The organism is bacterium, assembly GCA_040756715.1.
GTDB lineage: Bacteria > UBA9089 > UBA9088 > UBA9088 > UBA9088 > JBFLYE01.
In genome coordinates, this window is sequence record JBFLYE010000019.1 from 1 (window position 1) to 15,371 (window position 15,371).

Sequence of the window (15,371 nt, forward strand, 5' to 3'; positions counted from 1 at the left end):
TATAAAACTTAAACCTTCAATTCAAAATTCAAAATTTAGAATTCAAAATTTCTTAAAAGGTGGATGAATTTTTAACAGATAAACACACCCTATCTATTTTTGCACTAAGTAATGGAAGATACTATAATATCTGTATAATTATTATCCTCAATCGGAGCATTTCTTAATATTTCCTTTGCATTGTTTAAATACCTTAATGGCTCTTTCATCAAAGAAATTCTAAACAACAAAGACCTTTTTGTCAGCATTTTTGAAACCTGTGTTATCATTCTCATCCAAAATGGCTATCTTTAAGCTTTATCCCGCCAATGTCAATGCTTAAGTTTCATATTAAAGTTTCTAAGGCAAGGTTATCCTACACCAACATTTTCAAGCTCTATCTTCGGATTTTCCTTTTTAAAGCCAAGATGTAAAGATGCATCCAGAATTTCAATACCTACTATCTCTTCATTAACCCCAAGGTCTATAGCAACATCTTCTGATAGACGGATTGTAGTTACTTGGGTAGGTTCTTTTTTAAAGGATATGTAGGCTGCATCAACCTCTTTGTCGTAGCTTATCTTCATCCCATACCTCCAATAAAAAATACATATACAGTTACAACCATAAGCCTATTGGGTTCTTCAACTACAATAGGCATTACCTGCTTAACATTATAAAATCTGCCTTTCCACATATCATTATAGCTAAAATTCTTACGGAAAGCAATCCTTCCTTTTTTAGCAGGAAAGGACTCTCCATTCATTATTGCTAATTCCACCTCTTCTCTTGTTGCTCCTCGATCAACCATATTATCAAGGCTATGCTGGGAGAATTTTATAGGTTTTCCAAAATAATCTTGATTTCCCATCTTTTCTTAAGAGTATCAAGCTCTTGTTGTAAAAGGATATGGTATGCCTTTATGCCTTATTTCCACCCAACAGGGCAACTTTTAAGCTTTATTCTGCCAATATCAATGCTTAAGTTTCATATCATAATAATATATAATTTAATCTTTGTTTGACAAGTGGTTATTTGGGAAAAAATAAAGGTTTTGGGTTTTGATATCCTTGCTTTATTCAGTTAATTCTTTCTGAGCAATCTTTAGTAATTCTTGAGCGAGATTAAATTTTAACCGAAATTCAAAATTCAACATTCAAAATTCATAATTTTATAAAGCCTTCCTAAATCCTAAATTTCTATAACAATCCTCCCATTTTTTAATCTAATGGTGCAATTTCTCTTTTCTTCTAAGACAAAAAAGCTTGATTTTAATATATCTATCTCTGTTCCTTCAGAGATTGTATTTTTGACCCTTACAAATGCACCTTCATTTTTTTCTTTTGTCTCTAAATCCCTAATCTTCTCTATAGCTTCAAAAAGAAGCTTCCTTTTTCTTTCTATTTCCTCTTTAAGCAATTCTTTTCTGTGGGATGATAAAAGATCAATATGCGCAATATCAAGCAATAATCTTTCGTATTCTACCTTCGCTTCTTTAAGCGATTTTGTAAGCTCTTCAATTTGGAGTATTATTTCAGGCTCCCTTCCAAGATAAAGGGATGTTTTTCCTTTTATCTCGTCTGCCTCTATACTATTTTTTGCAAATATCCTTCCTCCCATGATTTTCTTTGCCTTTATATTAAAAGTAAGGATATCAGAGTGAAGAATTGCCCCTTTTACCGCTACATCCTCACAAGAAATATAGGAGTTTTCAATAAAGCTTGCTGTAATTGTCTTTCCAGCCACATTTCCTTTTCTTATCCCTCCTTGCACCTCAATCTTTCCACCTGCCTTTATTATGCCACCATCTATTGCATCTTTTATAAAAACATCGGCCTCTGCGCTAACCACAAACCCAGGAAGCACAGAACCAGAAATAATAACGCTTCCTGAAAAATGGATATTGCCTGTTTGAAGGCAAACATCGCCCCTTACCTCGTATAATGGCTCTAGATCAATCTTTTTCTCTTTAAATATTACCTTACCATCAATATCTGCTATAAGAAATAGCCCATCATCCGATATTTTTGTATTCTTTCCAACTGGCAGAGGGATATCCTTGGGAGGAGGAGGAAGAATCTCCTCTCCGCTTATCTTTTTCCCTGGCTTTCCAGGGATAGGGGGATGCTTTACCACCAGAATATCTCCCTTTTTAACAGAGACAATAAGGGATGTTTCTTTAAAATCAACCCTTCCAGATACATCAGGAGAAAGAGAAATTCCCTCCTTTTCCTTTACCTTATATTCAAGTAAGGCATCCTTTCCCTGTATGGGAGGAATAGGAGAGGCAATAACAATAGGCTCTTTAAACCTTTCATTAACCAATGCATCCTTTATTGCATTATGGTCTATTCCGGCGATTATCCCCTCATTGTTTATGAATTTCATAACCTCATCCATATCAATGAGCATACCACCTATCATTGGTGGGTAAAAAATAGCCTCTGCTTTTTCATCCTCTGTTATTTTTATTTTAATAATCTTTGAAACATCAGAGAGATATTGCCTCTCTCCTATCTTTATTGCCCTCTCTTTCCTCTCCTTTTTCTCCTCAATCTCCTTAAATAAATTACTTATTCCTACATAATCAATCCCTACAAAACCCTCTTTTTTAATTCCCTGCAAAACATCATTATGAACAACCCATCTTCCTTCACCATGGGGAGGATGGATTACAAGATATAGCCCATCTGCACGGTTATCAAAGCTAAACCTGGCATCCCTATCCTCTCCATATGTTGCATCCCAATCTTCACTCCAGGGACCAAACATCCCTGCGGGAAATATCCTTATTGTCTTATTTGGTTTTTCCTCAAGTAAGAGGGAAAATTCAGCCTTTTCCTCAGGGATTTTAAGAAAATGTGCTCCCCTTGCGATGGCATCAAGGAGGTTTTGATCTGTTATGACAATAGAAGCCGGTGGTTCAAACCTCATCTTTTTTGAAACAATCTCCTTTTTTGTCATCTCAATAGGAGAAGACTCGTAAGGGCTTTCTTTAATCTGGCCATCTTTGAGCTTAAATGTAAGCCCAATCAATGGCTTTGTTATCCTTAAGGTTTTTATTCCTATTTTAATCTTTGAATTTGGAAATATTGTTCCCGAGATAGATACAATGCCTTTTTCACCTACCTCCACCTCTGTCTCTGTCATCTCTGAAGAACCCATCTCCTCTGTATCAACAAGCTCTTCGGCAAATATTTTAGCACCTTCAAATGTCTTTTTTCCTTTTGCAATAACCACAGGGAGGGTAAATATGGGTGGAGGAACCTCTCCCTTTGTCATAATTATCCCCCTTCTTCCCTGGATAAATACCCTTTTTGCCTTAACTATGCCATCCAGAAATATCCGAACAATGAGAATTCCATCTGTAGATATATTTGTCATTTCGCAGGATTCACAAACTATATCACCGCTTGCCTTAAGGAATACCTCCTCTTTCTTTTTCCCCACCACATTTTTATCAATATATATACTCCCGTTTGATGTAAGATTTGCTCCCATCTCAACCATCCCTTTCACTACAATATCCCCCTTTGCAATAATATTTGTTCTCTTTTCTACATTACCTGAGATTATAACCTTTCCAGGAAAATCTACATCCTCTTTACAATCACCCTCTATTCTTAAAACCTTTTCCACATCGCATCTATTTTCCTTCCAATGAGCCTCTCCCCTTTCATGGCTATATAGAATTCTTCCCTCGGCCGAAAGATAAGTACCTGCCCCAGGGATTATTTCAATATCGTCTCCTATAATTCCTTCTATTTCCTCTCCAAATATATCAATCCCTTTCTCTCCTATCTTTGAAGGCTCTTTTATAGCTAAAATTTGTCCCTCGATGACCTCAAGGCAATCCTCCCTTTTTATTTCTTTTCCCTCTACTATTCCAAATTGATAGATAAGGTAAGCATCTTTTCCTTTGCTTGGCATTTTTGCCTTTGCAAAGGGAATTTCTTTGTTGTATACAGGGTTTTTAAGAAGGCTTGCAATTGCATTTTTATCTATTCCAAATGTTATATTGTTTTTTTCAATCTCCCTCAAGACTATCCTTCCCCTTATTGGTTTTCCTAAATGTGGATGTGGAGGGGTTAAGCCTATATAAGCCTCTTTGTTTTCATTTGTTCTTATTACTACCTTTCCGTCAAGTTCGGGGATATATTGCCGAGGGCCTATTTTTACCGGCTTTGAAGACATTTCCTCAATTGTAATTTTTAAGGTATTTTCATTGTAATCATAAAATTCCTTTAGCTTTTCCTTTGCATCTTCTAATGTTACCGGATTTCCCCTCCTCCCGGGTGGCTTAATTACAACAAACAAGCCATCCTCCTGGTTTAAAATTTCTATCTCTCCATCCCTTTCTTCTTCTTTTCTCCTTTCCTCTTTTTTCTCTTCCCTTATTTTCTCCCAAGCTCCCTTTCTTTGCCTTTCAAAACAGAGAAACCAATTTTTCAAGGGAATATAATCTATATCAGCTATTCCCAAAAGCCTTTTTCCCTCCTCAATGTTTTTGACAAGGATAGATGGTTCTGATTCTGGCTTTCTTTGTTCATACTCCTTTGTTTTAAGCTTTACCTCTTTTTGTTGATATGGAAATTGAAGGATTCCTCCCCTTTCTTCCTTTAGGGTTAAAGATTCCATCGCCTTTTTTACCTCAAGGCTTGTTTTACCAATCGTAATCTTTGTTTTTGGATATATAGACATTGAGGAAACAAAACCCCCTTGGTCTACTATTATTTCTGTCTTTTCGTAAGAAACAGAGCCTATTGTTTCTGCGCTTACAGAGTTTTTCCCTTGAATTACCCCACCAATAATTCCTTGCACCCCTTTTGCCATAGCAATGGGAAGGGAGAATATCTCAGAAGGTATGTCTTTGAATGTCATAATTATGGCCTTCCTTCCTATAACAACACAGTTTTCTGCCCTTGTATTTGAATGCAAAAGCCCTGTTTTCATAACAATAGAACCACCTGCCTCTATATCAGAGTAGCTTGCTGAATTTGCCAGGCAATCACATTCTGCTTTTATACTTACCCTTTTTTCTTCGCTTCCCATTATGTCTTTCTCTACCTCAATTGTTCCCCTTGAGACAATAGATACACCATTTTTTATCTCCCCTCCTACCTTTATATCCTCTGCCTTAAGAGATACATCAGGAGATATATTGCCAGAGATAATTACCATTCCATCAAAGTCCACATCTTCAGCTAAATCACCATCTATCCTCAATACCTTTAAAACATCAGCCCTATTTTCCTTCCAAAATACCTTCCCTTTACCTGTTGAATATAAAATTTTTCCATCCTCTGAAAGGTATGTATTTTTCCCTGGAATTATCTGAAAATCATCTCCAGAAATGCCTGGAATTTCTTTACCAAAAACAGAAATCCCTGGCTCTCCTAATCTTGCCTCTTCTTTTATGGCAAGGATTTGTCCATCTATTACCTCTATTTCTTCTTCATATTTATAGATATACGAAGCATCTATCCCTTTTGTTGGCTTTTTTGCCTTTGCAACAACAATAACTTTATTGTATTCCTTTTTTAAGATAGCAGAGTCTATTACCTTCTCATCTACTCCATAAATTATACCCTTTTCCTTTAATGTGCTAATGACATCCTCTCTCCTTGGAGGTTTCCCTTTTTCCTTTGGCGGAATCAATCTTATCTTTGCCTCTAATCCTTCCATTTTGGCAATTTTATCCAATTTAAGCATAAAAATCAAGTAATGTGTTTTTAACTTGACAAAGTAGAGATTTTAAAGTATACTTAATTTTATAATTTCTCACGCTTAAGTTTAAAAGTGGGAGAAAAGGAGGTAAAGAAGATGGAAAAGCTTCGAGAGATGTATGAGAGATTGAGGGAAGGGAAAGGGTATTCTATAAAAAAGGTGGCTTCTGATTTGAAGATTAACGAACTCACATTTAAAAGCTACCTTTATAAAGGGGGAAAGTCAAGGAATCCAAAGATATGGAAAAGGATGATGAGCTATTTTGAAAAAGAGCTCGCATCCTGTCCAGAAAAAACCATTCCTGAAAAGAAAGAGCTAACAGGAATAAGGAAAGGCCTTAGAGACCTTCTTCTTGAGGTGGGAAAGGGTGATCTGGTTGGGGCGGTTAGAAATATAAAAAGGGATTTAAACCTTCCCAATTCAAGCTTTAATAACTGGTATTGGCAAGGTATAAAGCCAAAGCAGGGCAACCTAAAGAGGCTTACAGACTACTTCACAAAGAAGCTTCAAAGGCCTATTACCCCTGAATGTGTTCTTGGAGAGGAAATAAAAAAGGAAGAAAAGCCCAAATTAGTAGAGGAAAAACCAAAAGAGAAACCAAAACCAATAGAGGAAAAACCAAAAGAGAAATTAAAGCCAGAGGATATAGAGAACTTAATAGAAGGGCTTAAATCCTTACAATCTGAGCTTAAAGAGAAAAAAGAAACCCCCCTTTCTGAGGAAGAGGAGGAATTGATTGCTAAATTTAGAAAGCTCTCTCCACCTGCAAAGCAAGGGCTTATGATGTTTTTAAAGTAGGTGGAGCAAAGAATAAAAACATTTTTGGAAAGGGAGGTTAAACCAATCTTGGCAAGCCATGGAGGAGGGTGCGAGTTTGTCAAATTAACAAAAGGGTATGTGTTTAGCTTTATAAAAAGGGAAGAAAAACCACGAATGGGCAGGGATTGACACAAATTACAAAAAAATTATTCGTGTTTATTAGTGTTAATTCGTGGTTAATTAAAGGGTTCTAAAAAGGGTTATTCCTTTAACAAAGGAACTGAACACATACTAAGATTTAAAACAATTCAATTAGGGAAGATACTATAAATCCATATCTATGACAAAACAGAAATTTAGCATTCAAGCAAAGATTTTGTTCTTGATGCTTGCCTTAATTATCCTTTCTACCTCTATCCTTATCTGGTTTCTCATCAAGGAGGAAAGGGATTTTCTTCTTGCACGAGGAATAGCTCCTCTTGAGATAGAAATATTTGTAACAAGAATAAGGGAAAAGCTTATATTTGTCTTTTCCCTTTTTGTCCTTTTCTCCCTTTTTGTCCTTTTTGTTTTCATAAAGAAAATCCTCTCGTCCCTTCTTAATCTCTCACAAGCAACAAGGACTATTGTCTCAGGTGATCTTGATTATCCTGTAAGTGTAGAAACAAAGGATGAAATAGGAGAGATTGCAAAAGATTTTAAGGTTTTGGAAAAAAGCCTTAAGGCAACAATAAGGGATTTAAGAAAAAGAAATAAGGAGATGGAGGTTCTTTTAAAAGCTTCTACAAATATGGCATCTAAGCTTTCCTCTCAGGAGATATTAAAGTTGGTGATGGAATATATCATTTCCCTTCTTGATTATGATTATGTCTTTATAAGTCGGCTTTCAGAGGATAAAAAAGAAGCATTAGACCATATCTTTTCAGGGGAGAAAGAGATAAGACACACAATAGAAGATATACTTGAAGTGCCCATTTCAAGCATAAGGTCACCAATTGCAGAGCTTCCATTTATAAATGAGCTACTTACTGGAAAAATTGTGGTTAGAAAAAACCTTGAAGAGTTTATGGGAAAGGTAATCTCTAAAGCTTGCTGTGATGCCATCCAGGTTCTAATAGGAGCAAAGAACTTTATAGGGGTTCCCTTATTAATTAAAGAGAATATAGCCTATTTTGTTTTAATCTGCTCATCTAAAGAGGAGATAACGAAACAAGACGAGGCTTTTCTTTCTATTTTTGTCCATTATGCAGGTCTTGCCCTAGAAAATGCAAAATTCTATGAGGAAAAGAAAAGATTTGCAGAAGAACTTGAAAAAACATTAGAGCAAAAAACAAAAGAGCTTGAGGGTATGCATAAAAAGCTTGCCCATCAAGAGAAAATGGTAGCCCTGGGAACAATGGCATCAAGAATTGGCCATGAGCTAAAAAATCCTTTGGCTATTATAAAGAGCAATGTCTATTTTTTAAAGAAAAGGCTTCCTGAGGAGTTTATAAAATACTTGGAGATGATTGGAAGGGCAGAGGAAAGGGCAAATATTGTGGTGGAGGAAACAATGGGGTTTGTAAAGGGGGTTTTCTTAAGAAGTAATTTGGTAAATATCAACCGTATTATTGAAGAGGCATTAAGAAGCCTTTCTAATGAATTAACAAAGGTTGATGTTCTTAAGGAGCTATCAGCTGATATTCCATCTATTCCATTAGATTCTCATTGGATACATAATCTCTTTGCCAATATTATAGTAAATGCAGTTCAAGCTATGGAAGGAGAGGGTGTTTTCCACCCAAATTTAGAAAAGATTGGAAGGATAAAAATAAAATCACAGGTTTTAGATAATAATATTGAGGTTTCTATATCCGATAGCGGACCTGGTGTTCCCCAAGAAATAAGAAATAAGATATTTGAGCCATTCTTTGGAACAAAGATAAGGGGAACAGGCTTAGGTCTTGCTATATCCAAAGAGATTGTAGAGAAACATAATGGCACAATTTCGGTTTCCGAGAGCGAAGATAAAGGAGCTTGTTTTACTGTTAGAATTCCTATAGAAGCGTGAAAGTGTCTTGTCATCTCCTTATTTCAGGCTCTGTCCAGGGTGTATTCTTTCGGGCAAATACAAGGGATATTGCAAATTCCCTTTTTCTTTCTGGATGGGTAAAAAATCTTTCTGATGGAAGGGTTGAGGTTTGGGCAGAGGGAGAAAAGGAGGATATTGAAAGACTTATAGAATGGTGCAAAAAAGGACCAAGGGGTGCTTTTGTTTCTAGTGTTGAAATAGAATATGGAGATTTTACCGGTGAATTTAAGGGGTTTTCTATACGCTATTAGAGAAAAAAGAGGGTAGGGATTTTTGTAATAAATCCAAGAAGGATTCCTATCCCCGCAAGGCTTAATATAATATCAAAGGAGAAGAAAGATATTTCAAAGGAAGGAGAAATCCCTTTATGGACAAAAAGTGTCCATCCTATAAAAAGAAAAACAAAGGCAATTAGAGAGCTAAAAAGCCCATCAATCATAGAAGATATAAGGGAAGAAAGAACAAGAGACCATTTTGTTCTTCCAGAAAGGTATAAAATTTCCCTCTCCTCTTTATAGAGCTTTGCATCCATTAAGGAAAGAAGGATGAGAATAATAATTATAAAGGAAGAACAAATTCCACAAATCCAAAGGAAGGCTTTTAAAAACCCATGTTTTATCTTTGACAAAAACTTAAGGGCTTCTTTTGAATAGCTTATCTTCTCAATATCTTTCATAGAGGAAAGGAAAGAGATAAACTTGTCAAAATCATTTTCTTCTATCTTTCCAAAGAGCCTTATCTTGAATGAAGAACAAAGGGGATTTTTATCCAGAATATTGACTACCTCAGCGGGAACAAGCCCTTTTAATGCATCTTCCTTTGATTGGTATCTAATCTCAATTCCTTTCCTTTCCTGGTTTATCCTTTTCATAAGAGCCTCAAGGGAGGAAAAGGGAATCCCCTCTTTTAAATAAGCGGTTATTTCTATCTTGTGGTAAAGAAAGCTTATAAAAGGAGAAATATTAAATAAACAAAGGAGTAAGAAGAAAAGAAAAAGGAACAATATGCTTTGGATCAAAATGTGGCACAATCTCATTTGTAAAACGCATCAAGCAAATTAGCCTTCCTCCTTGGCAAACTCCATATGCTCTGTTTTAAAGAGCCTTTTTAGGAAACTACTTATTCCTCCATTTTCAGGAAAGGGGATATTTGCCATTGCATTCCTTATGTTGTAAATACATTGGGTTGCCTTTGCCTTTGGATGGGTAAGAAAGAATGGAGATTGCTCCCTCACAGATTCCTCAACCGCCCTGTCATCAAGGAGAACACCGATTTTTTTAACCTGCATTCCCAAAAACTGACCTGCTATCTCCATTATCCTATTGGCTACCCTCTCTCCCTCCTCCAGTGTCTTTGCCCGATTGACAATAAGCCTTATATCTAAGTCCTTTGTCCTGAAGGATACAGCCTTTATTATTCCATATGCATCTGCAATGGCAGTTGGTTCTGGTGTTGTAACAAGCAAGACCTTGTCTGCGGCAAGAACAAATGAAAGCACCCTTCCAGAAAGACCGGCTGAGGTATCAATAAAAATAAGGTCAGCGATACTAGACATGCCTGACAATTGCTCAATTAACTCATCCCTTTTCTTGGGAGAAAGGTTCGCCAGGGTTGATATACCAATTGCCCCGGTTACTATCTTTATTCCACAAGGACCTTCTGCTACAACCTCCTCAATTTTCTTCTCTCCTTTGATAACATGGAAAAGGTTATACCTTGGCGGTGGAACAACACCTGCTACAATATTTACATTGGAAAGCCCAAGGTCTGCGTCAATCACAAGAACCCTTCTTCCTGCCAGGGCAAATGATATTCCAAGATTAACCGAGATATTTGTCTTTCCCACACCGCCCTTTCCAGAGGTTACTGTTACTATCTCAACCGAATCCCTCTTTCTTTCCTTTACTAGCTCTCTTAATCTCTCCGCTTGATCCATTTTAAAAAATCTTAAATCTTAAATTCATATTGTTCCAAAGACCATTTTTGCAAGCTTTGTTGGATTTGCCTGCTCTATATCCTCAGGAACATTTTGTCCTGTGGTAATGTATATAATGGGCTGTTCTATTTTAGAGCTCAATGAGAGAATTCCTCCAAAACAAACAGCCTCGTCTGTTTTTGTAAATATTACCTTATGGAATGATACCCTTTTAAAATTATCAGCAATATCAAGAAGCTCCTTATATTTTGTGGTTGAGGAAAGGATAAGGCAATTCTCTAAGTTATAGCCTGCTTGGGAGATAAATGCCTTAAGCTCTGCCATCTGAATAGAATTTCTTTGACTTCTCCCTGCTGTATCAATAAGGATGAGGTCAGAGGAAGAATGGGTTTCTATTGCCTTCTTAAATTCTGATGGAAAATAAACAACCTCAAGGGGAATACCCAATATGTCTGTATATGTCTTAAGTTGTTCAGCGGCTGCAATCCTATATGTATCAACGGTTATAACCGATACCTTCTTATGCTTTTCAAAGGCAAAGTCTGCGGCTATTTTTGCCAGGGTGGTTGTTTTTCCAACCCCGGTTGGACCAATCAATGTGATAATCTTTGGATTGCCATTATCAAGGCTTAGCTCTTCTGTTTTAATTATGCCTGCTATATATTTTAGAACCCTTGATTCAACAAATGCCTCATCTTCCAGTATATTTGGTGGTGCCTCAGCTACTATCTGTTTAATTATTTTCTCGGCAACCTCCTTTTCAACATCATTGTTAATGAGCCTCATATATGCTTCCTGTGACTTTCCTGGAAATTTTATAATGCTTCTTTCCTCCATAATGGTGGTCATTTTCTGTTTTATCTCGGAAAGCTCCTTTTGAATCATTCCTATTATATCTGGCTGAATTTGGGGCTGTGGCTGGATATTCGGGTTTCGGGGTTCGGGAATGGGAATTTGGGGTTGATCACTTTCAACCTGTGGCTGGTAAGGAGGAGTTTGTGGCTGTAATGGTTGAACTTGGGGTTTTTCTGGCTTCGGTTTTGATGTAAAGGGAAGGGCTGCGGTTACTTCAATCATCTTCTTTCCAAAGATTCCAAATATGCCGCCCTTTCTAACATTTCTGTGGCTTACCAGAAGGGCATCCTTGCCCAGGTCAAGGGCCATTTGCAATAAAGCCCTCTGTAGGGTGGGAGCCACATATGTCTTATATTTCATCATCTTACCTTTATTTTACCATTTAAAATTACAATTTGCAATTTGTATATGTTTATTTTTTTATTTTTCCCTTATAATAAAATCCTAAATCTTAAATTTCTAAATCCTAAATCATATACTCACCATCCCAATTGAGGTAACCTTAACCCCAACCTCTATCTCATCATAAGAAAGCACAGAAATAAATGGAATATATGGTGCTATAATATTCCTAAAGCATCTTCTTATCCTTGACGATGTAAGGAGGACAGGCTGATATGCACCCTCTTTACCTATTGCCTCTTGAATGGATTTTAATAGAGCATTTGTCTCTTGTGGTGAAAGATTAGCCTTCTCTCCATCCTCTGTTTTTATAATGGATGCAGCTATTCTCTCCTCAAGTTTTGGCTCAATTGTAATCACCAAAAGCCTTCCATCTGGTGTCTGGTGCTGATGGGTTATCTGCCTTGAAAGAGCTTGCCTTGTCTTCTCTGTAAGAAAGCCGATATCCTTTGTCTTACCTGCCCAATCAGCCAATGTCTCAAGGATGGTTACCATATCCCTTATTCCTACCCTCTCAGAAAGGAGGCTATGCAAAACCTTTTGAAGCTCACCAAGGCTTAATGGCTCTGGAATAAGCTCATCTACCAGGCTTGGGTATTTCTCCTTTACATTATCCACCAGGCTCTTTACCTCCTGCCTTCCAAGCAGGGTTGTGGAATGCCTTCTTATCATCTCAGTTAAATGTGTAGCCATAACCGAGGCAGGGTCAACAATGGTAAAACCCTGCTCTTCAGCAAGCTCTTTATTTTCTCCCTTTATCCATTTGCAGGGCATACCAAAGGTTGGCTCAAATCCTTCCTCTCCTTCTATTTTACTCATATCCCTATCTCCCATAATAAGGAAGTGTTCTGGCTTAAGAGAGCCCCTTCCTACCTCTGTTCCCCTTATTTTAATAATGTATTCATTCTTTGGAATTTGGATATTATCCCTAATCCTTATAGGAGGAACAACAATTCCAAGCTCCAATGCAGCCTGCCTCCTGATCATGGTTATCCTATCCAGAAAATCGCCTCCCGCTTCAGGGTCAACAAAGGGAATTAAGCTATAGCCTATCTCAAGCTCCATTGGATCAACCAAAAGAAGCGATGTAACCGCCTCTGGCTTTTTCACCTTCTCAAGCTCTTGCTTTTTCTTTTGCAATTCCTCCTCCTTTTTCTTTTTTACCTCCTTTCTTGTCATTATATACCCTAATAAGGCACAAAAGCAAGCAAGGGTAAGGAGAGGAATCCTTGGAAGGGGTGTAAAGGAGAGAAGGAATAATGCACCCCCGGTAATCCACAAAGCCTGCCTCTGGGATGTAATCTGCCTTATTACATCAGAGCCAAGTGAGAATTCAGATGATGTTCTTGAGACAAGGATGCCTGTAGCGGTTGAGATAAGAAATGCAGGGATTTGGGCAGAAAGCCCACAGCCAATGGTATATGTGGTATATGCTTTAACCGCATCACCTAAAGGCTCATGCCTTACAATAACGCCAATTATCAACCCGCCGATGATGTTTATTATTATAATTACAATAGCGGCGATAACATCGCCCTGGACAAATTTTGCCGCACCATCCATCGCACCATAGAAATCTGCCTCCTTTCTTATCTCCTGCCTCCTCTTTATTGCCTCATCCTCTGTAATGTATCCTGCATTTAAGTCTGCATCTATTGCCATCTGCTTTCCTGGCATAGAATCCAGGGTGAACCTTGCGGCAACCTCAGAAACCCTGGTTGTTCCTCTTACAATAACAAGGAGCTGGACTACGGTAAGGATAGCAAATATAATTATCCCAACAATGTAGTTTCCTCCCACCACGAATGAGCCAAATGCCTTTACTATGCCTATATCCCCACCTTGACCTAAAAGGATAAGCCTTGATGTTGAGACCTCAAGGGCAAGCCGATATATGGTTGCCATAAGAAGGAGGGATGGAAATACAGAAAAGTCTATTGCCTTTGCGATATACATTACCGTCAAGATAACCATTATGGAAAGCATAATGTTTCCTGCAATTAGAATATCAATAAGCAATGGTGGAAGGGGGATAACCATCATCGCAATGATGCAAAGGATAAATACAGCAACCAGCAAATCCATCCTCTGTGTCCAGTTGGTTTGACCTCCTATTTTTTCCATCTAAAAAACTTAAAAAATCCGCAATTTGCAATCCGCAATTGCATCATTTCTTCTTCAGTTTCCAAACAAAGGCTAAGACCTCGGCTACTGCCTGGTAAAACTCTGCGCCCACCTCAGCTCCTATTTGAACAGCCCTATAAAGTGCCTCAGCCAATGGTTTATTCTCAACAATTGGGACATTATGTTCTTTTGCTATTGCTACAATCTTCTCTGCAATAAAGCTCTCACCTTTTGCAACAACCATTGGTGCGGACATAGAACTTGCATCATATCTAATGGCAATGGCAATATGGGTTGGGTTTGTTATTACCACATCAGCCTTCTTTACCTCCTCCATCATCCTCCTTGCTGCCATTTGCCTCTGACGCTCGCGAATTCTTGCCCTCACCAATGGGTCTCCCTCCATCTGTTTTATTTCATCCTTTAGCTCATACCTTGTCATTTTCAGCTGCCTTTTGTATTCATGCCTCTGATATAGGTAATCAAGAACAGCCATAATGGCAAGAAAGATTGCAGATTTTATCATAATCTCATAAGAGAGCCTGGTGATTAAGAAAAAGCTTGAGAATATCTCGCCTGACATAGTAAAAATTATCTCCTCATAATGGGAGCTTATTGTTTTCCAGGCAAAATATGAAATAACACAAATCTTAAATATTGCCTTTGCATATTCAATGAGTGTCTTTGCAGAGGGAACAATCCTTTGCCATATCCTTCCAAGATTAATGCCTATCTTTGATAGATCAAAGGATAATGCTTGATAAGAAAAATAAAGCCCTGTTTGCAAAACTTCAGAAAAAATGGAGACAAAGAATGCACAAGCCATAATGGGAATTGTAATCTTTAAAAAGTCTACACCCATTCCAATAAAGAGCAAATAAAGCCTTTCTGGGTTAAGGTTGTCTGAATTTATTGTTGCAATTGAGGAATACAGAAATTGCAATAATGATGAGAATATCCACAAGCCGATGAATAATAAAAGAATAGCTGTAGCAAGGGTTATAATGGTTGGAGAAAACTCGGCTGTCCTTGCAACCTGACCCCTCCTTCTTGCCCTTTCTAATCTTCGGTGTGTTGGCTCTTCTGTTCTGCCTTCATCCTCCGGGCTTGCAAATAGCTGAAGGTCTATATCCATATAATAATTTTAGCCTTTATATCCCCTAATTTTATCATTTTATAAAGATTTGTCAATAGTTTTTTTCAGAAACCTACCCATAAGTCTGTAAAGGCAAGTCCTGCCTTAAGTTTTTGGCTTCATTATCAAACCTCTTAATAAAAATAATTGCCCAAGAACAAAGGGATTAAGCTTAAGAGAAGCCACCCAGGATTGCGGGAAGGTGTTCGGTATTTGCCAAGACCGATATGATTTACCTCCGGTAGGGGGATTTAAAAATTTTCCTTGACGAAAAAAAGATGGTTGAGATAGAATTATAGTATCTTCCATTACTTAGTGCAAAAATAGATAGGGTTGTGTTTATCTGTTAAAAATTCATCCACCTTTTAAGAAATTTTGAATTC

General features: G+C 37.5%; 13 protein-coding genes. 4 read left to right on the forward strand and 9 right to left on the reverse strand.

Annotated features, from left to right (window positions below; all coding sequences use genetic code 11):
* Positions 1-104 precede the first annotated feature (104 nt).
* From AB1397_00575 to AB1397_00590, 4 genes are all read right to left on the reverse strand, one after another.
* Positions 105-269: a hypothetical protein gene (locus tag AB1397_00575; GenBank protein MEW6481500.1), complete on the reverse strand. Its 165-nt coding sequence runs from the start codon at positions 267-269 to the stop codon at positions 105-107.
* 81 nt (positions 270-350) lie between these two features.
* Positions 351-566: a DUF2283 domain-containing protein gene (locus tag AB1397_00580; protein MEW6481501.1), complete on the reverse strand. Its 216-nt coding sequence runs from the start codon at positions 564-566 to the stop codon at positions 351-353.
* Complete coding sequence (locus tag AB1397_00585; GenBank protein ID MEW6481502.1) at positions 563-850, reverse strand: DUF4258 domain-containing protein; 288 nt, start codon at positions 848-850, stop codon at positions 563-565. Before AB1397_00585 ends, AB1397_00580 begins: the two co-directional genes overlap by 4 nt.
* Before the next feature lie 320 nt (positions 851-1,170).
* Positions 1,171-5,664 carry a FapA family protein gene (locus tag AB1397_00590; GenBank protein ID MEW6481503.1) on the reverse strand — a complete coding sequence of 1,498 codons (4,494 nt, stop codon included), beginning with the start codon at positions 5,662-5,664 and terminating at the stop codon, positions 1,171-1,173.
* Positions 5,665-5,802: 138 nt separating this feature from the next.
* Here AB1397_00590 and AB1397_00595 point away from each other — a divergent pair, with 138 nt between their 5' ends.
* The 4 genes from AB1397_00595 to AB1397_00610 all read left to right on the forward strand — a co-directional run bounded on the left by AB1397_00595 (position 5,803) and on the right by AB1397_00610 (position 8,787).
* Entirely contained in the window at positions 5,803-6,504 is a 702-nt protein-coding gene (locus tag AB1397_00595; protein MEW6481504.1) for a hypothetical protein, read from the forward strand.
* The gene (locus tag AB1397_00600) at positions 6,505-6,654 is read left to right on the forward strand and encodes a hypothetical protein (GenBank protein ID MEW6481505.1); all 150 of its coding nucleotides are present in this window, start codon (positions 6,505-6,507) and stop codon (positions 6,652-6,654) included.
* A gap of 151 nt (positions 6,655-6,805) precedes the next feature.
* Positions 6,806-8,515, forward strand: a complete 1,710-nt coding sequence (locus tag AB1397_00605; GenBank protein ID MEW6481506.1) for an ATP-binding protein — start codon at positions 6,806-6,808, stop codon at positions 8,513-8,515.
* Between the two features lie 2 nt (positions 8,516-8,517).
* Positions 8,518-8,787, forward strand: coding sequence for an acylphosphatase (locus AB1397_00610; GenBank protein MEW6481507.1), 270 nt, complete (start codon positions 8,518-8,520; stop codon positions 8,785-8,787).
* Here AB1397_00610 and AB1397_00615 read toward each other — a convergent pair.
* From AB1397_00615 to flhB, 5 genes are all read right to left on the reverse strand, one after another.
* Positions 8,784-9,554, reverse strand: coding sequence for a permease-like cell division protein FtsX (locus tag AB1397_00615; GenBank protein MEW6481508.1), 771 nt, complete (start codon positions 9,552-9,554; stop codon positions 8,784-8,786). The two genes, AB1397_00610 and AB1397_00615, sit on opposite strands and share 4 nt — an antisense overlap.
* 39 nt (positions 9,555-9,593) lie before the next feature.
* Positions 9,594-10,472: a MinD/ParA family protein gene (locus tag AB1397_00620; protein MEW6481509.1), complete on the reverse strand. Its 879-nt coding sequence runs from the start codon at positions 10,470-10,472 to the stop codon at positions 9,594-9,596.
* 24 nt (positions 10,473-10,496) lie between these two features.
* A complete protein-coding gene (gene flhF / locus AB1397_00625; protein MEW6481510.1) occupies positions 10,497-11,690 on the reverse strand; it encodes a flagellar biosynthesis protein FlhF in 1,194 nt (397 codons plus the stop codon).
* A gap of 108 nt (positions 11,691-11,798) precedes the next feature.
* Positions 11,799-13,853, reverse strand: coding sequence for a flagellar biosynthesis protein FlhA (gene flhA, locus AB1397_00630; GenBank protein MEW6481511.1), 2,055 nt, complete (start codon positions 13,851-13,853; stop codon positions 11,799-11,801).
* A gap of 43 nt (positions 13,854-13,896) precedes the next feature.
* Positions 13,897-14,988 carry a flagellar biosynthesis protein FlhB gene (flhB, locus tag AB1397_00635; protein ID MEW6481512.1) on the reverse strand — a complete coding sequence of 364 codons (1,092 nt, stop codon included), beginning with the start codon at positions 14,986-14,988 and terminating at the stop codon, positions 13,897-13,899.
* Positions 14,989-15,371: the final 383 nt, after the last annotated feature.